Genomic DNA, 20,558 nt, shown 5'->3' with positions numbered 1-20,558 from the left:
CTGGAGGTGCGTACGGACGGGGACGGGATCAGAACTTGATCCCGCCGAGGAGGCCTGCGAGGCTCTCGCCCCCCGCCGTGATGCTCGGGGCGATACCCGTACTGGCCAGGTAGAAGCCGAAGAGCGTGACCACGATGGCGTGCGAGGCCTTGAGGCCGTCCTTGCGGAAGAAGAGGAAGACGATGACGCCGAGCAGAACGACGCCGGAGATGTTGAGGATCATGTGGGTTCTCCTGGTAGGTGGGGACAGTCACCATGAGTTCTTCCAAGGTCACAGCATGTATCCATACGATTAAAGGTGCAAATGATGGAAATTCCGACGTTTTCATCTGGGTGGGTGAGGGGACGTACGGCCGCCCGAGCTGCGCTGTCGCGCGACGCGTGACTCGATGTGATCTTTGCCTCGGCCGCGACCGCTCATGTGCGCGAGAAGCCAGTACTCTGGCGATTCACCCGTACGGCGGCGCCGTCGTCGTACGCTCAGAAGCACACGTGCTCGTGGCGGCAACGCGAAGAGAGGTGGACCGGGCGATGAGCGAAGCCCCCGACCCGGAGGTCGTGGAGCTGGCGACCAAGGTCTTCGATCTGGCCCGGCGGGGCGAGACGGAGGCGCTCGTGGCGTACGTCGACGCCGGCGTCCCGGCCGAACTCACCAACGACCGCGGTGACTCGCTCGTGATGCTGGCCGCCTACCACGGCCACGCCGACGCGGTACGGGAGTTGCTGGCCCGTGGCGCCGAGGCGGGCCGCGTCAACGACCGGGGGCAGACCCCCCTCGCGGGGGCGGTCTTCAAGGGAGAGGCCGGTGTCATCCGGGTTCTTCTCGAGGGCGGCGCCGACCCGCTGGAGGGCACGCCGAACGCCGTGGACACAGCGCGGATGTTCGGCAGGACCGAGCTGCTGGAACTCTTCGGCGCACACTGATCCACATGTTCTGACCAGGTAAAAAACGAAAGACGGGGGAGGCGGTACAGGGCCGCCGGAAATATCGGTCGCGGCAGGAAGAACCGCCGGGTCATCATGACGTCGTGATTCACGGACGCGATGGCTGGGCAGGTGTTGCCGCACCACGTGGACCGTGATGCGGTCCGCATGGGCCACTGACGAGAGGCAGAGGAAGATGGTCTACAGCAAGCAGGAAACGGCGGGCGCCCCGACGTGTTGTCACGCGGCCAGGTAGAGCAAGATCCCCGGTTGCGTCGACGCTTGATGTGAGGCTGTTTCCCATGTTCGAACCGTTCATAGCGCCCAGCGGTACGCTGCTCGGCCTGCTGCAGCGGGGCCGTGGCGACGGCACGCTGCACGCGCTCACCGCCCCGCGGGCCGAGGCGCTCGCGGCACTGAACACCTGTGTGCTGAGCGACCCCCGCCACGACTGGCAGGTGGAGAACCGCTCGCTCTACTACGCCCGGCTCTACCTCGACCTGCACGGCGAACTCGACGAGATCGAACGGCATCTCTTCGACGCCGAGGACGTCCTGGACACCGAGGAGTCCCGCACCGGACTCGCCCTCGCGGTCCTCGGACACCTCGCCTCGTACGGCAGGCGGGACGCGCTCGACCTGCTGCGCAGGTACGCCGCCACGGGCACCAACTGGGCGTGGGCCCTGGACGAGTTGGCCCTCAGGGACGACGACGAAGGGCTGCGCGCCCTCGCCGAGCCCGTCCTCGCCCGCTTCACCACCGACCCGGAGGGCGAGGCGGAACTCGCCGCCACCGTCCGGGACGCCTTCGAACCCCGGCCCTGGCGGCTGTGGGCCGACGACCCCCGCGAAGCGGTCGCCACCCGCGTGCGTGCCGCCCACGAGACCGGCTGCTTCGACCGCTGGCAGCGGCAGATGCGGCCCAGCGGACCCCGGCCCGGCTGGAGCGTCAGCGCCGTCTTCGAGTGGGCCCGACAAGGCGTCGAACGCGGAGCCGTCCTCCATGTGCCGGCCGCGCGCTGCCTCACGGCCGTCGCCGGCCCCGAGGACCGGCCGGAGATCATCGAGGCCGCCCGGTCCGGCGACGACGCCGCCCGGTGTACCGCCCTGCGCTATCTCGCCGACGGCAACGATCCCGACGCCCTCGATCTCATCGAGGGCGCGGTGACCGACGGCACCACGATGGTCGTGGAGGCAGCCGTCGACGCCTTCGAACGGATGCGCAGCTTGGCAGCCGTCGACCGGGCGCGCGGCTGGGTGCACCGGCCCGACGCGCTGGGCGCGGCCGCCGGGCGCGTGCTCGCCTGCCGGGGCGGCGCACAGGACAGCGACCTGGTGCTGGGCGCCCTGCGCGAGGCCGTACGCGGCGAGGGCCCCGACGCGCCCACCCTGTGGACCCTCGTCGACGGCACCGGACGCCTCGGCATCGCCTGCGCGGCACCCGTGCTGCGCCACATCTACCGGGAGACGGCGTCCTCCCACCTACGCGGCCGCGCCGCCCGCGCACTCGCCGCCACCGACCCCTCCTTCCCGGCCGGCTTCGCCGTCGAATGCCTCTGGGACTGCGAGGAGACCACCCGCGAGATCGCCGCCCGGCACGCCGAGACGGGCGACACGCGTGTCGTCGACCAGCTCCGCCGACTGGCCGCCGACCCGGCCGAGGAGGCCGAGGTCCAGACAGCCGTACGCAGCCGAATCGGTCCTGACATGCCCGCAATGTGAACAGCCGGTGACCCGGAGGCCAGGAGGGCATGGACACGGTCTGACCTGGACATATGTGCAGCGCAACGCTCATGGGACGTTCCTCGTCCGGAAAGATCCACGTTGACGCGGCCACGTCCGGTACGACGACAACACGGGTATGCGTGTCGTCATCGTGACCGAGTCCTTTCCCCCCGATGTGAACGGCGTGGCCCACTGCGCCCTGCAGACCGCGCGGCACCTCGTCGCGCGCGGTCACTCGCCGCTCGTCGTGGCCCCGGCCACCGCCGCGGGCACAGCGGTCGGCGCCGACCTCCAGGCGCCGTGCCCCGTCGTCCGAGTCCCCTCCCTCCCGCTCCCGGGCTACCCCCAGGTCCGCGTCGCCCTGCCCAGCCGCCGGGTGGCCGGCGCGATCGTCGAGCACCGGGCCGACATCGTCCACCTGGCCAGCCCCTTCGTCCTCGGGGTGCGCGGCATGGCCGCCGCCGCGCGCCTCGGGGTCCCCGCCGTCGCCATCTACCAGACCGACCTCGCCGGCTACGCCCGCACCTATGTGCACGCCGGCGAGGCGGCCGCCTGGCGGCGCATCCGCTCCGTCCACGCCGCCGCCGACCTCACTCTCGCCCCGTCCGGCGTCGCCCTGCGTGACCTGGAGGCACACGGCGTGCCCCGGGTGAAGCTGTGGCAGCGCGGCGTGGACACCGTCCGCTTCCGGCCCGCCCTGCGCGACGAGGCGCTGCGCCGCGAACTGGCACCGAACGGCGAGCTGATCGTCGGCTACGTCGGCCGCCTCGCCCCCGAGAAGCAGGTCGAACTGCTGGCCGGGGTGTGCGGCCTGGACGGCGTACGGGTCGTCGTCGTGGGCGACGGCCCCAGCGAACCGGGGCTGCGCGAGGCCCTGCCCGGCGCCGTCTTCCTCGGCCGCCGCACCGGCGACGACCTCGCCCGGATCTTCGCCTCCCTGGACGTCTTCGCCCACACCGGCCCCTTCGAGACCTTCTGCCAGACCGTGCAGGAGGCCATGGCCAGCGGCGTGCCCGTCGTCGCCCCCGCCGCCGGCGGACCGCTCGACCTCGTGGCACACGGCCGCACCGGGCTGCTGGTGCCGCCGCGCGACGCCGCGGCCGTGCGGGACGCCGTGGCGTCGCTGGCCGGCGATCCGGCCCTACGGGCGGCCTACGGCGCCGCCGGGCGGGCCATGGTCGAGGGGCGCACCTGGGCCGCCGTCGGCGACCAGCTCATCGGGCACTACGCCGAGGTGCTCGCGGCGCGCCCGGCGGTGGCGGCATGAACGGGGCTTCCTCCGGCACGAACGGGGCTTCCTCCCGCACGAACGGCGATTCCTCCGGGGCCGCACGGAACGACGCCGCCCGCTCGGGCCTGCGGATCGTGCGGCTCGCCAACTTCGTCGCGCCCGCCTCGGGCGGACTGCGCACCGCACTGCGGGAGCTGGGCCGCGGTTACCGGGCGGCGGGGCACCACCCGGTGCTCGTCGTGCCCGGCGAGCGGTACACCGACCGCGAGACCGAGCAGGGCCGCGTCATCACCCTCCCCGGGCCCCTGCTGCCCGGCACCGGCGGTTACCGCGTCCTCATGGACAAGCGGCGGGTCGCGTCCCTCCTGGAGTCCCTCCGCCCCGACCGTCTGGAGGTCTCCGACCGCACCACCCTGCGCTGGACCGGGGCATGGGCGCGACGCGCCCGGGTGCCCGCGGTGATGGTCAGCCACGAGACCGCCGACGGGGTGCTGCGCACCTGGGGCCTCTCCGAGACGATGGCCCGGCGGGCCGCCGACGCCCTCAACGTCCGAACCGCCCACACCTACGCGCGCGTGGTGTGCACCACCGAGTTCGCCGAGCGGGAGTTCGTACGGATCGGCGCCCGGAACGTCGTCCGCGCCCCCCTGGGCGTCGACCTGGTGGGGCGGCACCCCGGGCTGCGGGATCCGGAGGTGCGCGAGCGACACGCGCGCGAGGACGACGTGCTGCTGGTGATGTGCTCCCGGCTCTCGGTGGAGAAACGTCCCGGCACGGCGCTCGACGCGCTGGAGGCGCTGCTCCGGCGCGGACGGCGCGCGGTGCTGGTGGTCGCCGGGGACGGACCGCTGCGGGCCCGGCTCGAACAGCGGGCCCGCGGGCTGCCCGTCACCTTCCTCGGCCATGTCGCCGACCGCCACCTGCTCGGCGCCCTCCAGGCATCCGCCGACGTGTGCCTGGCGCCCGGGCCCGCCGAGACGTTCGGGCTGGCCGCGCTGGAGGCGATGGCCTGCGGCACGCCGGTCGTGGCCAGCTCCTCCTCGGCGCTGCCCGAGGTCGTCGGGTCGGCCGGGGCCACGGCGGCGGACAGCGGCACGTCCTTCGCGGACGCCGTCGAGTCGCTCCTGGACCGACCCGAGCGGGAACGCCGGGACGCGGCACGCGCGCGTGCGGAGTGCTTCGGCTGGCAGACCGCCGTGGACGCCTTCCTCGCCGCCCACGACGCGCACGTCGGCCGCCCGGCATGGGAGGGCGTCGGATGAGACCCCTGCGCTTCGTGGCCCTCGGTGACTCCCTCACCGAGGGTGTCGGGGACCCCGTCGCGGACGGCCGGCGCGGCTGGGCCGCGCTGCTCGCCGACGGACTCGCCCCCGAGGGGGAGTTCACCAACCTCGCCGTCAGCGGCTCCCAGACGCGCGACGTCCTGGAACGCCAGCTGCCCGCCGCGCTCGCGCTCCGCCCGGACCTCGCCTCCGTCGTCATCGGCGTCAACGACACCCTGCGCTGCACCTTCGACATCCACGCCGTCGCCGCCCGCCTGGACGAGGTGTACGGGGCCCTGCGGAACCAGGGCGCCGAGCTGCTCACCGCGTGCCTGCCGGACCCCGGCGCGATGCTCGGCCTGCCCGGAGCCCTCGCCCGGCCGCTCGCCCGTCGGCAGCGGGCCGTCAACACCGTCGTGCACGCCTTGTCCCAGCGCCATGGAGCGGTCCATCTGCACGCCAGTGAGGGCGCCTGGCTGACGGACCGCGCCATGTGGAGCGCGGACCGGCTCCACCCAGGCGAGCGCGGACACCGGCAGCTCGCCGTCCGCTGCCACGCGCTGCTCACGGAGGCCGGGCTCGCGACGGGCCCGGCGCCCTCACCGGAACCCGATTCGCCCGTGCCGACCCGCGCCGCCGGTCTGTGGTGGCTGGCCACGGCGGGCACGGGGTGGGTGGCCCGGCGGTGCACCGATCTGCTGCCGCAGCTCCTCACCCTCGCCGCCGCCGAGGTACGCCACAGGGCACGCGGCACCAGCGCCCGCCTCGACCTGACCGCGTCCCACGCCGTGGCCTCGGCCCTCGCGGCGCTGACGGGGTCCGAGCAGCGGCCGGAGGTGGCGTGAGGCGACGGCTGAGGAAGAGGGGTGGAGGCGGCGTCGCGCGGGCGGTCAGCGGCGGTGTCGCACGGCGATGAACCGCACGGGTGTGCCGGGTGTGGCCTGGGCCGCGGCGGGGAGGTCCGCCGGGTCGACGACCGCGATCACCGGGTAGCCGCCGGTGGTCGGATGGTCGGCGAGGAAGACGACCGGGCGGCCGTCCGGCGGCACCTGGACCGCTCCCAGCACCATGCCCTCGCTGGGCAGCTCACCCGGCCGCGCGCGGTCCAGCGCGGGGCCCTCCGTGCGCAGCCCGATGCGATTGCTCGCCGACGACACCGTGTAGGGCCGGGCGGCCAGGGTGGTGAGCGCCGAGTCCGTGAACCAGTCGTGGCGGGGGCCCAGCGTGACCCGCAGGACCAGCTCCGAGGGCGGCGCCGGATACGGAACGGCGTCCACGTACGCGTGCGGCCCGGTCGGGCGTCCCAGGGGCAGCACGGTGCCGTCCGTCAACGGGGGAGGACCGAGACCGGACAGCAGGTCCGTGGAACGGCTGCCGAGGACCGGCTCGACGGTCACGCCGCCGGAGACGGCGAGATAACCGCGTACCCCCGCGCGTGCCGCCCCGATGTCCAGCAGCGCGCCACCGGGAACGCGTACGGGCGCTCCCCAGGCCGCCGGGCGGCCGTCCACCGTGACCGGGCAGGGCGCGCCCCCGACGGCGACGGTGACCGTGGCGCGCGGCCGTACGGAGCAGCCGTCGAGGGTGGTCTCCAGGACGGCCGCCTCGGGGGCGTTGCCCACCAGTCGGTTGACCAGGGCGGCGGCGGGCCCGTCCAGGGCCCCGGAGCGGGGGACGCCGAGGTGCGCGTGGCCGGGCCGCCCCCGGTCCTGGACGGTGGTCAGGGCACCGGCCCGGACGACGGCGAGGGCACGGTCGCTCATGGCGCCGCCACCGGGGTGAAGCGGACACGGGTGCCCGGCGTCAGCAGCGCGGCCGGCACGCGCGCGGGGTCCCACAGGACGAGGTCCGTCGTACCGATCAGCTGCCAGCCGCCCGGCGAGGAGCGCGGGTAGACACCGGTGTACGGACCGGCCAGGGCCACGGAACCCGCCGGGACCGCCGTGCGGGGCGTCGCCCGGCGCGGCACCTCGCGCGGCAGCCCGGTGAGGTAGCCGAAGCCGGGGGCGAACCCGCAGAACGCCACCCGGAACTCGGCCGCCGCGTGGACACGGGCGACCTCCGCCTCGTCGACCCCCCAGTGCGCGGCGACCTCGGCGAGGTCGGGCCCGTCGTACCGCACGGGGATCTCCACGACGTCCTGCGTGCGTGGCGGGACCGGCGGCACCTCCCACGAGACGAGCCGCTCGGCGAGGCGGGACGGGGCGTCCAGACCGTCCAGGAGGACCGTACGGGCCGCGGGGACCAGCTCCTCCACGGTCAGCTCACCCGTGGCGCGGCGGCGCAGCAGCTCGGCGTGGAGGGCCTCGGCCTCCTGGCCCGAGTCCACCTCGATCAGCAGCGCGCGATCACCGACCGGCAGCGCCCTCATACGAACGCCTCCACACGCACCCCCGCCGCCGCCAGCCCGGCCCGCACCCGGCGGGCCAGCCCCACGGCCCCCGGTGTGTCGCCGTGCAGGCACAGCGAGCGGGCGCGGACGGGGACGCGTTCCCCCGAGTGCGCGACGACCGTGCCGGAGCGGGCCAGCTCCACGGACCGCCCGACCACCGCGTCGGCGTCCGTGATCACCGCGCCGTCCTCGCCGCGCGGCACCAGGGTGCCCCGCGCGGTGTACGCGCGGTCGGCGAACGCCTCGGTGACCGTCGGCAGTCCCGCCCCCGCCGCCAGGTCGAGGAACCGGGAGCCGGGCAGGCCCAGGACCGGCAGCGAGGCGTCGGCGAGGACCACCCCGTCGACCACCGCCGCCGCCTGCGCCTCGTCGTGCACGACCCGGTTGTAGAGCGCGCCGTGCGGCTTCACGTACGACACGCGCGTGCCCGCCGCGCGTGCGAAGACCTCCAGGGCACCGATCTGGTAGGCCACCTCGGCCGCCAGTTCGGCGGGCGGCACGTCCATCGCGCGCCGCCCGAAGCCCGCCAGATCGCGGTACGAGACCTGGGCGCCGACCCGTACGCCGCGCTCGGCCGCCTGTTCGCAGACCCGGCGCATGGTGGCAGCGTCCCCGGCGTGGAAGCCGCAGGCCACGTTGGCGCTGGTGACGACGGTGAGCAACTCCGCGTCGTCGGTCAGCCGCCAGCGGCCGAAGCCCTCGCCCAGGTCGGCGTTGAGGTCGATGGAGGTCATGGTTCCCATTCTGCTCGTTCCGGGCTCTCGCTCAGGCCACGCGGTACTGCTCGTCGCGGGCGTCCGTCAGGAACATCCGCCCCGGCGCGTGGGTGATCGCGAACGGTGGACGCGACGCCATCACGGCGGCCTGCGGGGTGACCCCGCAGGCCCAGAACACCGGGATGTCGTCCGGCTCGGCGGTCACGGCCTCGCCGAAGTCCGGGCGGGACAGGTCGGCGATGCCGAGGCCGGCCGCCTCCCCGCAGTGCACCGGGCCGCCGTGCACCGCCGGGAGCAGAGCGCTCTCCCGGATCGCGGCGGCGAGGTGCTCGGGCGGCACCGGGCGCATCGACACCACCATCGGGCCGTGCAGCCGGCCCGCGGGCCGGCACTGACGGCCGGTGACGTACATGGGGACGTTGCGGCCCTGCTCGATGTGGCGCATCGGGACGCCGGCCTCGGTGAGCGCCCACTCGAAGGTGAAGCTGCACCCGATGAGGAACGACACCAGGTCGTCCCGCCAGACGTCGACCACGTCCGTCGGTTCGGCCACCAGCTCGCCGTGCTCCCACACCCGGTAACGGGGGAGGTCGGTGCGCAGGTCGGCGCCCTCGGCGAGCGGGGTGGTCCAGGCTCCCGCGTCCGTCACGTCGAGCACCGGACAGGGCTTCGGATTGCGCTGGCAGAACAGCAGCATGTCGTACGCCCAGTCGGCGGGCACCGAGATCAGGTTCGCCTGGGTGTGCCCGGCGGCGACCCCGGCGGTGGGCCCCGGCAGCCCGGCGCGGAACCGGGCGCGGGCCTCACCGGGGCTCCACGCGTGCGCGTGCGGCTCGACCAGGGTCACGGGACGGTCGTCGGAGGTGAGGGAGGAAGCGCCGTCCCGCGTCGGGTCGGTGTCGGACAGCCGGAGGTCTCGTGCGGTCGCGGGGTTCACACCAGTCGCGGGGTTCACACCAGCTCCTTCCCGCGCGTCTCCGGCAGGCCGAGGAGGGCGACGGCCGCCAGGGCGTAGCCGATCGCGCCGAAGACCAGCGCGCCGCCCACCCCCCAGCCGTCCGCCAGGAAGCCGACCGTCGTCGGGAACACGGCGCCCACGGCGCGCCCGGTGTTGTACGTGAAGCCCTGGCCGGTGCCGCGCACGGCCGCCGGGTACAGCTCGCTCAGGTACGACCCGAAGCCGCTGAAGATCGCCGACATGCAGAACCCGAGCGGGAAACCGAGCACCAGGAGAAGGCCGTTGGCGCCGCTCGGTATGTTCGCGTAGGCCAGGATGCACAGCGCCGAGAGCACCGCGAAGAGCCAGATGTTCCGCCTGCGGCCCAGCCGGTCGGTGAGGTAGCCGCCGGTGAGGTAGCCGATGAAGGCACCGGAGATCAGGAACGTGAGATAGCCGCCGGTGCCGACGACGGACAGGTCGCGCTCGGTCTTCAAATACGTCGGCACCCAGGTCGCCAGCGTGTAGTAGCCGCCCTGGACACCCGTGGACAGCAGCACCGCGAACAGCGTCGTGCGCAGCAGTCCGGGAGCCGCCGCGGTACCGGGCCGGAAGATCGCCGCGAACGAGCCCTTCTCGGCGCTCCGCTCCCGCGCGGCGGCCGCCTCCGGGGCGTCCTCCACCGAGCGGCGCACCCAGACGACGAGGAGCGCGGGCAGCGCGCCCGTCCAGAACATCACGCGCCAGGCGAGGTCGTCGCCGAAGACGGAGAAGACCACCGTGTAGACGATCACGGCGAGTCCCCAGCCGACGGCCCAGGAGCTCTGGATCGCGCCGAGCGTGCGCCCCCGGTGCTTGGCGCTCGCGTACTCGGCGACCAGGATCGCGCCGACCGCCCACTCGCCGCCGAAGCCGAGGCCCTGGAGGGCCCGGAAGACCAGCAGCGTCTCGTAGTTGGGCGCGAAGCCGCAGGCCACGGTGAAGACCGCGTAGGTGATCACGGTGATCATCAGGGCCTTCACCCGGCCGATCCGGTCCGCGAGCACACCCGCGGCGGCGCCGCCGATCGCGGAGACGACCAGCGTGACCGTGGTGAACAGGCCGGTCTGGCCGCTGTCCAGCCCGAAGTAGGCCGCGAGCGCGACCATGCTCAGCGGCAGCGTGAAGTAGTCGTACGAGTCGAGGGCGTAGCCGCCGAACGCGCCACCGAAGGCGCGGCGGCCGCACGGGCCGAGGGCGCGCAACCAGCCGAACGCGCCGTCGTCGGCGGCCTGTGCGCCCGCCGAGGGCTGAGACGTGGTCGTGGAGGCCGGGGAGGAGGGAGGGATCGAGCTCATGAGCACCTCGCAATGAGGGACGGAGGGTGCGTGAGGGGTGAGCCGTGCCGTCGTGCCGTCGTGCCGTCGTGCCGTGTCGGCGTGCCGAGCCATGTTCGTGGCGCCTGTCCAGCAAGGTAGAGGATCGTTGAACGATCCTTCAATACCCATGTTGTCTCGTTCTGATGACTGCGGTTGAATTCGGCGCATGGCCGCCGAACTGACGGGACTTGCCGACGACCGGGCCCTGCTGGGCCGCACCAGCACCGCCGAGCGGGTTTCGGACATCCTCCGGAGCCGGATCGCCGAAGGCTTCTTCCCGCCGGGCACCCGCCTGTCCGAGGACAGCATCGGCGGCGCCCTCGGGGTCTCCCGCAACACCCTCCGGGAGGCGTTCCGCCTGCTCACCCATGAACGGCTCCTCGTGCACGAGCTGAACCGCGGGGTCTTCGTGCGGGTCCTCACCGTCCAGGACGTCGAGGACATCTACCGCACCCGACGGCTCGTGGAGTGCGCCGTCGTCCGGGGGCTCGGCGAGCCGCCGTACGGCCTCGACGGGCTCGCCGAGGCGGTCGCCGACGGTCAGCGGCAGGCGCGGGAGGGCGACTGGAAGGGCGTCTCCACCGCCAACATCCACTTCCACCGCGAACTGGTCGCCCTCGCGGGCAGCGCCCGCACCGACGAGCTCATGCGCAGCGTCTTCGCCGAACTACGGCTCGCGTTCCACGTGGTGGACAACCCGCGCAAGCTCTACGAGCCGTACCTGGCCCGGAACCAGCTGATCCTCGGGACCCTCCAGCGGGGCGAACGCGACCGGGCCGAGGAGATGCTGGCCGAGTACCTCGACGACTCGCTGCGGGGCCTGGTCGAGGTCTACGGCCGTCGGGTGGCCGACGTGTCCTGAGCGGGTTGCGACCCGGCCCGGTGACGGTGATCTCGGGTGAGGGCCGGTGGCACGGCGTTCGCCCGGCCCGGTGGCGTGGCGTTCTCCGTCCGGCCCGGTGGCCCGCCCGGCGCCGCGATTTGGGTCGCTGTCAGACCCAGGACCTAATCTGTGCACCGTGACTTCACCCGTATCGACGGACAGCGTTCCGCCCCAGCTCAGCGCGGGGCCGCGCCCGGCGCCGGGCCCGGCCGCCGACGAGGGCCTGGCGCGGCGGCTGCGCGCGCTCGCCTGCACCGCGCCGCTGCACGACCTCGACGCGCGCAAGGCCAACCTCGCGGGTGAGTACTCGGTGTACGGCATGGCGGAGGTCGCCCTCGCCGCCATCGACCTGGTCACGCTCAACATGGACTTCGACACCGGCGCCGACCACGACCAGATCGTCGCCCGGCTCATCCCCCGTATCGCCGCCCAGGCCCCACGCCGACCCGTCGAGGAGCACGAGCGGGTCGCCCGCTGGGTCCTGGAGAACCTGATCAACGTCGGCAGCGTCGACCGCGGATTCCGCGCCGTCTACGGCACCTTCGCCTCCGACGGCACCTATGTGCGCCGCGACTACGACTTCAAGCTGATCGAGGAGGTCCCCGGCTACGGAGGCGGGGTCTACCTCCGCACGACCGACGAGGCCGTCAACGTCCTCGTGGGCGCCCTCGACACCGACGTCACCAGCGCGCAGATCGCCGCAGAGGTCAAGCTGGAGGTCCTCATCAGCCGGGGCCGGCTCGCCGACGCCCAGCTCGCCGCCGAACAGGCGCGCTACCGGACCGTGCAGTACTCGGAGACCCTCCGCAAGGCCCTGGACGCCACCCGGCGCAACGTCCGCGCGGTCGACTGGCTCCAGGCCGTCCCCGACATGATCGCCGAGGCGCTCGACCACGTCGCCGACCGCTACCGCCACGAGAACGCGATCCTCACCAACATCCGCAAGGCCCGCGACGAGTCCGAGGACCCCGAGCAGAAGCGGCGCGCCGCCGAGCTCGTCGACATCGTCAAGGACTGCATCCGACGGCACACCCAGTTGCAGTCCCGGCTGCTGGAGGCCGGCCCACTGTTCCGTGCGGAGCAGGACCGGCAGGCCTTCGCCACCCCCATGACGACCTCGGGGACCGACCTCTACGGCCATCTGCTCGCACCGCTGCTGCCGCTGCCCGTGGAGCAGGCCCGGCGGGTGACCGACGCGTTCTTCGCCCGCGGGACGGGGCTGCGTACGCCGGGATCCCCGCGTCTCGGGGACCTCGTCGACCTCCTGTTCACACCCCCGGTGGAGCGGGAGCACCTGGGCGCGGAGATGCCGGAGCCGGACCTGATCGCCACCCCGGACGACAGCCGGTTCAGCGAGGAGCAGCTGGCCGTGGCGATGCGGCTGCTGGACCTGCCCGCCGACGCGCCCCGACGGCTGTCGGGACTGCTCGCCGAGGCCCGGCGGTCCGACCCCGAACTGCCCTACCTCGTCGCCCTGCTGGCCGTGCACGCGGCCAGCCCGCCGGTCGGCACGGCCTACCGGCAGGGGGAGGGGAAGCTGCTCTTCGCCGTGGACGACGGGACGGAGCTGGACGACCCGGAGTTCGGCGGCGCCGACCTCATCGTGGGGACGGCGTTGCTGGACGCGGCCGGGATGGCGGCGGACCGTTCGGAGGCGGCATGAGAGCGCCCTCCGGCCCCCGGCCGGGCCCGGCCCACGTCCGGTTCCCGGCCGAACGCCGCCTGCCACCCGCCCCCGCTGTCGCTGTCCCCCGTTCCGAGACCCGCGGCGACAGCTGCTTCGAGACCTGTTCCGAGACCGAGGAGTTGCTGCCGTGAGCGAGCACGTCGAGTGGAGTGAGCCGGAGGCCGCCCCCGCTCCGGTGGCCGCCGCCGTCACCCCCGCCGACGCCGCCGACGCGGCGCGGCTCGTCGCCTTCGGGCTCCAGCCCAAGCTCCAGCCCGCCCGCGACCAGGAGTACGGCGACCTGCTGCGCCGCTACCGCGAGGACCCGGCCTTCGCCCGGCTCGCCGACGCCGTCGCCACCGGGCTGGGACTGGTGGTGCTGGAGGTGTCGCCGAGAGCCGGGATGGCGGTGACGGCCGCCGAGGACTCCGTGTTCGCCGTGCGCATGGGGGACTACGCGCGGCGCACCTCGGCCGACTCCGTGGACCGCTTCCTGCACGGGCTCGCCCACCTCGCGGTCGCCGCGATGGCGTTCCCCCGCCCGGAGGACCTCGCGGACGACGGCTACATCGGGCGCGTGTCGGTCAACGGGGTCGACTCGTTCGTACGGCAGGCCTGCCGGCGGCTGGAGGAGCGCGCCGAGGAGCAGGGGGAGAACACCGACCCGGCGACGGACGCGCCCGGACTGGAGGCCGCCTGGCGGATCTGGGCCAGACGCAGCTCCACCGGAGCCACCAAGGACGCCCGCCGACTCGCCGGTTCCACCACCGGCATCGTCGGCAAGGCGGTGGGCTTCCTCACCGACTCCGGGTTCCTCCAGCGCACGGGCGACGACAACGGCGGTACGTACCGCACGACCGCCCGCTACCAGCTCCAGGTGCGGGACATGGCGGGCAGCGCCGCGATGGCCGAACTCCTCGACCTGGGGATCGTCCCGGTCACCGACGGCACGGCCAGCCTGCTGCCGCCCGACGACACCGACGACCTGGAGCTGGTGGCCGACGCCGGGCTGCCGTTCCACTCCTGACCCGCCCGCACCCGCCCCGACCAGCGGACACCGCCCGCGCTCGCCCCGAACCGCCCGCCCGCACCACCTCTCCGCACGAACCACCCTCACGACCGCGAAAGTCCCCCACCATGTACGAGCTGTCCCGGGTCCGCCTCTACTCCATCGGGCCGGCCGGTGCGCGCTACGCCGACACCGTGCTGGACCTGAGGGGTGTCGGCGAGCCGGTGCCCGACCCCGCGCCGCAGCAGGCGGAGTTCTTCGAGGAGGAGCCCACCGGGCCGCCGCGCCGGCCCGCGCCCGCGGGCGTGCTCTTCCTGGAGAACGGCGGCGGCAAGTCGGTCCTGCTCAAGCTGATCTTCTCGGTGATGCTGCCGGGTCACCGCAACACCCTGGGCGGCGCCAGCTCGGGCGTGCTGCGCAAGTTCCTGCTCGCCGACGACTGCGGACACGTCGCGCTGGAGTGGCAGCACACCCTCACCGGTGAGTGCCTCGTCGTGGGCAAGGTGAGCGAGTGGCGCGGACGTCAGGTCTCCAACGACCCCCGCAAGTTCGCGGAGGCCTGGTACTCCTTCCGGCCCGGCCCCGGCCTCAGCCTCGACAACCTCCCCGTCGCCGAGTCCACCGCCGTCCGGCCGCCCGTCGAGGGCGCCTCCGGCGCGCAGGGGCGGCGGCGGACCATGAAGGGGTTCCGGGACGCCCTCACCGAGGCGGGCAAGGCGTATCCGCACCTCGAAGTGCACTGGGAGGAGATCCACGACCGCTGGAACGAGCATCTGACCGACCTCGGCCTCGACCCCGAACTCTTCCGCTACCAGCGGGAGATGAACGCCGACGAGGGCGAGGCAGCCGGCCTGTTCGCGGTGAAGAAGGACTCCGACTTCACCGACCTGCTGCTCCGCGCGGTCACGGACACCCGGGACACCGACGGGCTCGCCGACCTCGTCGGCGGTTTCGGCAACAAGCTCGGCCGCCGGGCCGAGCTGATCGCCGAACGCGACTTCACCGCAGGTTCCGTGGACCTGCTCGGCCGGATCGTGGAGGCCGCCGAGGCACGGTCACGGGCGCGCGACATCCACACGGCCGCCGAGCGGCGGACCCGCACCCTGGCCCGGCGACTCTCCGCCCGGGCCACCCGGGAACGGGTCAGGGGCAGCGATCTGGCCCAGCGGGTCACGGCCGCCGCGTACGCGGTCACCCACGCCGAGGGCGCCCGCGAGCGCAGCGCGCTGATCGCGGCGGAACTCGCCTACCGGCACGCCTCCCTCGCGCTGGCCGCCGCCGAGAAGTCGGCCGCCGCCCAGAAACGGGAACTGGCCGACGCGCGCACCCTGCACTCCGCCTGGCAGGCCGCCGAGGCCGTGCTCAGGCACCGCGCCGCCGCCGACCGCGTCGCCCGCGTGGCCGCCGCCATCCAGGAGGCCGAGCGGGACGCGGCCCCCGCCCTCGCCGCCCGCGCCAAGGCCGCCGTCGACCTCGTACGGGCCCTGCACGCGGCCGCCGAGAGCGCCGAGAACCTCGCCAACGAGGGCGAGGAGCGGTCGGCGGCCCTCCAGGAGCTCGGGGAGGCCGCCCACCGGGACTCCACCGCCGCCGCCACCGAGGCGCAGCGCGCCCGCAGCGAGATCGGGCACCTGAAGCAGCGGCTCAGCGAGGTCGAGCAGGAGACCGCCGAGGCGGTCCGGGCCGGCTGGCTCGACGACAGCGCGCCCGACGCCGACCCCGCCCGGGCCGCCCTCGCCGCCAGCGACGCCGAGAAGACCGCCGTCGCCGCCTGGGACACCGCCCGGGAGGCCTCACGACGCGCCTCCGAGCACGCCAGGGAGGCGGCCTCCGCCGAGGCCCGCGCGGAGCTGACGGCCGCCCGCGCCGCCGACGCCGCCGTCGCCGCCGAGCGCGCGTACGACGGGGAGCGGCGCACCGCCGAGGCCCTCGCGGCGGAGGAGCGCCTCGCCGAACTGCTGAGCCTGCCGGGGGCCGCCCGCAGGAACCGCGCCGGGGTACCCGCACCCCGCACCGGGGGCGACGGCGCCGACACCTCCGGTTCCCCGGGAGAGGGCCCCCTCACCCCCGAGGAGCTGGACCGCTTCGCGGACGAGCTGCGCGAGCTGCTCGACGAGAACGTGTCCTCTGCCGAGCGCACCCTGTTCGAGCTGCGCACCGCCGCGGCCGACGACTCCCGCATCCTCGGTGCCCTCGGCGACGGCGGCCTGCTGCCGCCGGGCCCCGACGTCCTGGCCACCGTCGAGTTCCTCGGCGAGCACGGCATCCCCGCCCTGCCCGGCTGGCGGTACCTCGCCCAGGCCGTCGACCCCGCCGACCACGCGCGCGTGCTCGCCGCCCGCCCGGAGCTGGTCGACGGCGTCATCATCACCGACCCCGACTCGCACGTCCGCGCCCGTGCGGCGCTCAGCGACGCGGCCCTGCTCCCGCGGTCCGCCGTCGCCGTCGGCACGGCCGCCGCCCTGCTCGCGCCGACACCGCCCCTGGACGCGGGCGACGGCGCCTCGTCCGAGGTGTTCCTCGTCCCGCCGAACCCGGCCATGCACGACGAGCGCGCCGCCGACGAGGAGCGCCAGGCCCTGCGCGCCCGCGCCACCGAGCGCGACGAGGAGATCCGGGCCCTGGCGGCACGCCTCGGCAAGGACCGGGAACTCGCGGCCCGTCTCGCCTCCTGGCGCACGGGCTGTCCGGCTGGCCGGCTCACCGAGCTGGCCACGTCGGCGGCGGAGACCCGCGCGTTCGCCGAGGAGGCCGAGGCGGAGCTGGCCGAGGCCCGGACCGTGCGGGCGGAGACCGAGGAGGCGGCGGCCGAGGCCGCCCAGGTGCGGGACGAACGGCAGGAGGCCGCGCAGAAGGCCCGGCGCGCCGCCGACGCCCTCGCCGGACTCGCCTTCAGGCTGCGTGAACGCGCCGGCTGGCAGGTCAAGCTCCGTGAACTCGCCGACGACGCCGCGGAGTCCGAGGCCCGCGCCCAGGTCTGCCTGGAGCGGGCCCGCGCCGCCGACGAGGACCGCCGCGCCACCCAGCGCGCCGCCGACGACGCCCGCCGTACGGCCCGCGCGCTGCGCGCCGAGCGCGCGGAGATCGCGGGCGCCCCCGACGACGTACCGGAAGCGGACTCCGACGCGCCCAAGCAGCCCCTCGCCGCCCTCCGCGAGGCCTACCGCGCCGCCTCCCAGGTGTACGAGAAGGTCGGCGTGGGCGCCGACCTGCGCGCCGAGCAGGCCCGGGCCGAGAGCGACGAGAGCGCCGCCCGCGCGGAACTGGACCGGCTCAGCAACAAGGTCCGCAACCGCGCCGAGCAGCTCCTCCAGTCGCCCGACGGCTCCGACGGCCCCTCCCGGCAGGCCGCGTCGGCCCGCGCCGAGGAGCTGGTGCAACTGCTGGAGACCCGTATGTCGACGGCGAGCGAACAGCTCGGACGGCTGCGCGGCGAGGCCGAACGGCACGCCCCCGAGGACGGCGAGGCCCACACCGAGCTGCCCGAGGAGACCGTCCCGCGCGACGCCGACCACGCCCAGGCCCTGCTGCGCACCGCCACCGCCGAACTGGCCTCCCGCACCGAGGCGCTGGCCCAGGCCCGCGAGGCCCACGCGGAGCTGCTGACGGCCCACCGCGCCGCCGAGGACGCGGCCGGCGGCTTCGACGAGACGGCCGCCCTGCTCAGGGATCTCCTGCGGGACCACACCCCGGACGACGACCAGGAGGAGCCCGAGCCCTACCCGGGCGGCCTCGAAGAGTCCCGCAAGGCCGCCGCCGAGGCCCGCCGCTCCCTGCGCGGCTGCGCCGCCGACCTCTCCGCCGCCGAGGGCGCGGTGCGCGAGGCGAGCGACATCCTCGTACGGCACGCCAACTCCACCCGCTACGAGCAGGTGCGCACCCCCGCGCGCCAGCAGATCCGTGAGCTGCCCGCCTCCGCGCTGCCCGAGCACGCCCAGAAGTGGGCGGACGCCTTCGCGCCCCGGCTGCGGGTCCTCACCGACGAACTGGCGCAGCTGGAGCGCAACCGCGACTCGATCGTGGACCGGCTGCGGGGGCTCGTGGAGTCGGCGCTCGCCACCCTGCGCTCGGCCCAGCGGCTGTCCCGGCTCCCCGAGGGACTGGGGGAGTGGTCCGGCCAGGAATTCCTCCGCATCCGTTTCGAGGAACCCGACCAGGCGACGCTCACCGAGCGGCTCGGCGAGGTCGTCGACGAGGCGACCCGCGCGGCCGTCAAGAAGAACTCCGACATGCGGCGCGACGGCATGTCCCTGCTGTTGCGCGGCGTCAGCGCGGCCCTCCAGCCGAAGGGCGTCGCCGTCGAGATCCTCAAACCCGACGCAGTGCTCCGCGCCGAGCGCGTCCCCGTGGGACAGATGGGTGACGTCTTCTCCGGCGGTCAGCTGCTCACCGCCGCCATCGCCCTGTACTGCACGATGGCCGCGCTCCGCAGCAACGACCGGGGCCGCGACAAGCACCGCCACGCCGGCACCCTGTTCCTCGACAACCCCATCGGCCGGGCCAACGCGACATACCTGCTGGAGTTGCAGCGGGCCGTGTCGGACGCCCTCGGTGTCCAGCTCCTCTACACGACCGGTCTCTTCGACACGACAGCCCTGGCCGAGTTCCCCCTGGTCATCCGCCTCCGCAACGACGCCGACCTCCGCGCCGGCCTGAAGTACATCAGCGTCGAGGAACACCTCCGCCCGGGACTGCCGCAGCAGCCCCGGGCGGGAGAGGCGGTGCACAGCGAGATCACGGCGACGAGGATGTACAAGCGCCCCACACCGAACCCCGCCTGACGGGGGCCGCGCCCAAGGAGGGGCGCAGCCCCTCCCGGGGGCGCGGGGAACTGCGCGGCCGGCCGCTCAGGCGTCGGCCTTCAACAGATCCGCGCACTTCTCGCCGATCATCATCGTCGTGATGCACGGATTCACGGTCACCAGATCCGGCATCACCGACCCGTCGGCCACCCGCACCCCCTCGACCCCCTTGACCCGCAGCCGCGCGTCGAGCGGCGCCGAGGGGTCGTCGTCCGCGCCCATCTTCACGGTGCAGGCCGGGTGGTAGACGGTGTTGTGCGTCTTGCGGATGTAGTCGAACAGCTCGTCGTCGGTCCGCACGTCGGGGCCGGGCGCCAGTTCGGCCCCCGCCCATCCGCTCAGGGCCGGCTGCGCGGCGATCCGCCGGGCCAGCCGCAGCCCGTACGTCATCACCCGCACGTCGTGCTCGTGGGTGAAGTACCGCGGGTCGACCTTCGGCTTGTCCCGGTAGTCGCGGGTGCGCAGCCGCACCGTGCCGCGCGACTTCGCCCGTGTCACGTTCGGCGTCAGACAGAACGCGTTCTCGGTCGTGGGGTAGCCGTGCCGGGCGGTGTTCATGTCGAACGGCACGGACCCGTAGTGGAACATCAGGTCGGGGCGGTCCAGGCCGGGCTCGGTGTCGTAGAAGATGCCCGCCTCCCACCACTGGCTGGACGTGGTGGTCATCGGCTGGGCGGCCTCCCACATGATGACGCCCTCGGGATGGTCCTGGAGGTTCTCGCCGACGCCCGCCGAGTCGACGACGACGTCCACGCCCACCTCGCGCAGGTGCTCGGCGGGCCCGATGCCGGAGAGCATCAGGAGCTTCGGCGTGTCGATGGAACCGCAGGAGACGACGACCTCACGCCGGGCCCGGACGGTACGGGTGTGGATCTGGTCCGGGTCGAGGTACTCGGCGCCGACGCAGCGCCGCCCCTCCAGCACCAGCTTCTTGGCGCGGACGCCGGTGCGGACCTCCAGGTTGGGCCGCTTGCCCATGATCGGGTGCAGATACGCCACCGAGGAGGACTGCCGGATGTTGTTCTCGTCGGAGTTGATCTGGAACCAGTTGGCGCCCCGGACCACCGTCGTACCGGAGTTGAAGGGCGTCGTCGGTATCCCGGCCTGGGCGCACGCCTCCAGCAGGGCGTTCCCGCACGGGTCGTCGCTCTTGAGCGTGCGGAGCTTCACCGGGCCGCTGCGGCCGTGGTGGTCACCGGGGGCGTCGTTGTTCTCCAGCCGCTGGTAGAGCGGGAAGAGGTCGGCCGCGGACCAGCCCGTACAGCCGGCCGCCGCCCAGTCGTCCAGGTCCTCCGCGGGGGCCCAGAAGGCGATGCAGGAGTTGTGGGAGGAGCAGCCGCCGAGGACCTTCGCGCGGGCGTGCCGCATGAAGCTGTTCCCGCTGGTCTGCGGCTCGACGGGGTAGTCCCAGTCGTAGCCGGACTCCAGCAGGCCCATCCAGCGTTCCAGTCTCAGGACGGCGTCGTCGCCGACGTCGCTGGGTCCCGCCTCCAGGACGCAGACCGTGACCGACGGGTCCTCGGACAGTCGGGCCGCCACCACGTTTCCCGCGGTGCCGCCGCCGACCACGACGTAGTCGAACTCTTCTGGGCTCATGGGGAGTTGTCCTCCTTGCGTTGCAGGCGTCCCCGGCGGATCGGCGCCGGGGACCGCG

16 protein-coding genes are annotated in these 20,558 nt (G+C 74.1%); 9 read left to right on the top strand and 7 right to left on the bottom strand.

Features of this window, described 5'->3' with window-relative positions; translation table 11 throughout:
* Positions 1–28: 28 nt before the first annotated feature.
* On the bottom strand, positions 29–223 hold the full coding sequence (locus SMA5143A_RS09170) for a hypothetical protein (protein ID WP_055714125.1): 195 nt from the start codon (positions 221–223) through the stop codon (positions 29–31).
* A 308-nt stretch (positions 224–531) separates the two neighbouring features.
* Between SMA5143A_RS09170 and SMA5143A_RS09165 the strand changes: the two genes are divergently transcribed.
* The 5 genes from SMA5143A_RS09165 (at position 532) to SMA5143A_RS09140 (ending at position 5,986) form a co-directional block, all read left to right on the top strand.
* Positions 532–924: an ankyrin repeat domain-containing protein gene (locus tag SMA5143A_RS09165; RefSeq protein WP_055519899.1), complete on the top strand. Its 393-nt coding sequence runs from the start codon at positions 532–534 to the stop codon at positions 922–924.
* A gap of 302 nt (positions 925–1,226) precedes the next feature.
* On the top strand, positions 1,227–2,645 hold the full coding sequence (locus tag SMA5143A_RS09155; protein ID WP_107462402.1) for a HEAT repeat domain-containing protein: 1,419 nt from the start codon (positions 1,227–1,229) through the stop codon (positions 2,643–2,645).
* 139 nt (positions 2,646–2,784) lie between these two features.
* Entirely contained in the window at positions 2,785–3,915 is a 1,131-nt protein-coding gene (locus tag SMA5143A_RS09150; RefSeq protein WP_107462401.1) for a glycosyltransferase family 4 protein, read from the top strand.
* Positions 3,912–5,141 carry a glycosyltransferase gene (locus tag SMA5143A_RS09145; protein ID WP_258193454.1) on the top strand — a complete coding sequence of 410 codons (1,230 nt, stop codon included), beginning with the start codon at positions 3,912–3,914 and terminating at the stop codon, positions 5,139–5,141. Before SMA5143A_RS09150 ends, SMA5143A_RS09145 begins: the two co-directional genes overlap by 4 nt.
* Positions 5,138–5,986 carry an SGNH/GDSL hydrolase family protein gene (locus tag SMA5143A_RS09140; RefSeq protein ID WP_107462400.1) on the top strand — a complete coding sequence of 283 codons (849 nt, stop codon included), beginning with the start codon at positions 5,138–5,140 and terminating at the stop codon, positions 5,984–5,986. The genes SMA5143A_RS09145 and SMA5143A_RS09140 overlap by 4 nt, the downstream gene beginning before the upstream one ends.
* Positions 5,987–6,031: 45 nt before the next feature.
* On the opposite strand, the gene SMA5143A_RS09135 is transcribed toward SMA5143A_RS09140, so the two are convergent.
* From SMA5143A_RS09135 to SMA5143A_RS09115, 5 genes are all read right to left on the bottom strand, one after another.
* A complete protein-coding gene (locus SMA5143A_RS09135; protein WP_107462399.1) occupies positions 6,032–6,904 on the bottom strand; it encodes a biotin-dependent carboxyltransferase family protein in 873 nt (290 codons plus the stop codon).
* A complete protein-coding gene (locus tag SMA5143A_RS09130) occupies positions 6,901–7,512 on the bottom strand; it encodes a 5-oxoprolinase subunit B family protein (protein ID WP_107462398.1) in 612 nt (203 codons plus the stop codon). Before SMA5143A_RS09130 ends, SMA5143A_RS09135 begins: the two co-directional genes overlap by 4 nt.
* Positions 7,509–8,267 (bottom strand): LamB/YcsF family protein, encoded by a 759-nt coding sequence (locus tag SMA5143A_RS09125; RefSeq protein WP_107462461.1) that lies wholly within the window; start codon positions 8,265–8,267, stop codon positions 7,509–7,511. Before SMA5143A_RS09125 ends, SMA5143A_RS09130 begins: the two co-directional genes overlap by 4 nt.
* A gap of 31 nt (positions 8,268–8,298) precedes the next feature.
* Positions 8,299–9,096, bottom strand: a complete 798-nt coding sequence (locus SMA5143A_RS09120) for a putative hydro-lyase (RefSeq protein ID WP_375136472.1) — start codon at positions 9,094–9,096, stop codon at positions 8,299–8,301.
* A gap of 104 nt (positions 9,097–9,200) precedes the next feature.
* On the bottom strand, positions 9,201–10,523 hold the full coding sequence (locus SMA5143A_RS09115; RefSeq protein ID WP_107462397.1) for an MFS transporter: 1,323 nt from the start codon (positions 10,521–10,523) through the stop codon (positions 9,201–9,203).
* 187 nt (positions 10,524–10,710) lie between these two features.
* On the opposite strand from SMA5143A_RS09115, the gene SMA5143A_RS09110 reads away from it, so the two are divergent.
* The 4 genes from SMA5143A_RS09110 to SMA5143A_RS09095 all read left to right on the top strand — a co-directional run bounded on the left by SMA5143A_RS09110 (position 10,711) and on the right by SMA5143A_RS09095 (position 18,883).
* Entirely contained in the window at positions 10,711–11,406 is a 696-nt protein-coding gene (locus SMA5143A_RS09110) for a GntR family transcriptional regulator (RefSeq protein WP_055540886.1), read from the top strand.
* A gap of 157 nt (positions 11,407–11,563) precedes the next feature.
* Positions 11,564–13,090, top strand: a complete 1,527-nt coding sequence (locus SMA5143A_RS09105) for a hypothetical protein (protein WP_107462396.1) — start codon at positions 11,564–11,566, stop codon at positions 13,088–13,090.
* 151 nt (positions 13,091–13,241) lie between these two features.
* The gene (locus SMA5143A_RS09100; protein WP_055540884.1) at positions 13,242–14,120 is read left to right on the top strand and encodes a hypothetical protein; all 879 of its coding nucleotides are present in this window, start codon (positions 13,242–13,244) and stop codon (positions 14,118–14,120) included.
* Positions 14,121–14,230: 110 nt separating this feature from the next.
* Entirely contained in the window at positions 14,231–18,883 is a 4,653-nt protein-coding gene (locus SMA5143A_RS09095) for a hypothetical protein (protein ID WP_107462395.1), read from the top strand.
* Between the two features lie 66 nt (positions 18,884–18,949).
* On the opposite strand, the gene SMA5143A_RS09090 is transcribed toward SMA5143A_RS09095, so the two are convergent.
* Positions 18,950–20,500 carry a GMC family oxidoreductase gene (locus SMA5143A_RS09090; protein WP_107462394.1) on the bottom strand — a complete coding sequence of 517 codons (1,551 nt, stop codon included), beginning with the start codon at positions 20,498–20,500 and terminating at the stop codon, positions 18,950–18,952.
* Positions 20,501–20,558: the final 58 nt, after the last annotated feature.

This window comes from Streptomyces sp. MA5143a (assembly GCF_900290235.1).
Lineage (GTDB): Bacteria > Actinomycetota > Actinomycetes > Streptomycetales > Streptomycetaceae > Streptomyces.
The sequence above is the reverse complement of the archived record's forward strand: the minus strand, read 5'-3'. Positions and strand labels throughout refer to the sequence as shown.

What these genes read in the sequence shown, in the direction of transcription:
- SMA5143A_RS09170 (WP_055714125.1), bottom strand. Translation starts at nt 223, where the DNA reads ATGATCCTCAACATCTCCGGCGTCGTTCTGCTCGGCGTCATCGTCTTC.
- SMA5143A_RS09165 (WP_055519899.1), top strand. Translation starts at nt 532, where the DNA reads ATGAGCGAAGCCCCCGACCCGGAGGTCGTGGAGCTGGCGACCAAGGTC.
- SMA5143A_RS09155 (WP_107462402.1), top strand. Translation starts at nt 1,227, where the DNA reads ATGTTCGAACCGTTCATAGCGCCCAGCGGTACGCTGCTCGGCCTGCTG.
- SMA5143A_RS09150 (WP_107462401.1), top strand. Translation starts at nt 2,785, where the DNA reads ATGCGTGTCGTCATCGTGACCGAGTCCTTTCCCCCCGATGTGAACGGC.
- SMA5143A_RS09145 (WP_258193454.1), top strand. Translation starts at nt 3,912, where the DNA reads ATGAACGGGGCTTCCTCCGGCACGAACGGGGCTTCCTCCCGCACGAAC.
- SMA5143A_RS09140 (WP_107462400.1), top strand. Translation starts at nt 5,138, where the DNA reads ATGAGACCCCTGCGCTTCGTGGCCCTCGGTGACTCCCTCACCGAGGGT.
- SMA5143A_RS09135 (WP_107462399.1), bottom strand. Translation starts at nt 6,904, where the DNA reads ATGAGCGACCGTGCCCTCGCCGTCGTCCGGGCCGGTGCCCTGACCACC.
- SMA5143A_RS09130 (WP_107462398.1), bottom strand. Translation starts at nt 7,512, where the DNA reads ATGAGGGCGCTGCCGGTCGGTGATCGCGCGCTGCTGATCGAGGTGGAC.
- SMA5143A_RS09125 (WP_107462461.1), bottom strand. Translation starts at nt 8,267, where the DNA reads ATGACCTCCATCGACCTCAACGCCGACCTGGGCGAGGGCTTCGGCCGC.
- SMA5143A_RS09115 (WP_107462397.1), bottom strand. Translation starts at nt 10,523, where the DNA reads ATGAGCTCGATCCCTCCCTCCTCCCCGGCCTCCACGACCACGTCTCAG.
- SMA5143A_RS09110 (WP_055540886.1), top strand. Translation starts at nt 10,711, where the DNA reads ATGGCCGCCGAACTGACGGGACTTGCCGACGACCGGGCCCTGCTGGGC.
- SMA5143A_RS09095 (WP_107462395.1), top strand. Translation starts at nt 14,231, where the DNA reads ATGTACGAGCTGTCCCGGGTCCGCCTCTACTCCATCGGGCCGGCCGGT.
- SMA5143A_RS09090 (WP_107462394.1), bottom strand. Translation starts at nt 20,500, where the DNA reads ATGAGCCCAGAAGAGTTCGACTACGTCGTGGTCGGCGGCGGCACCGCG.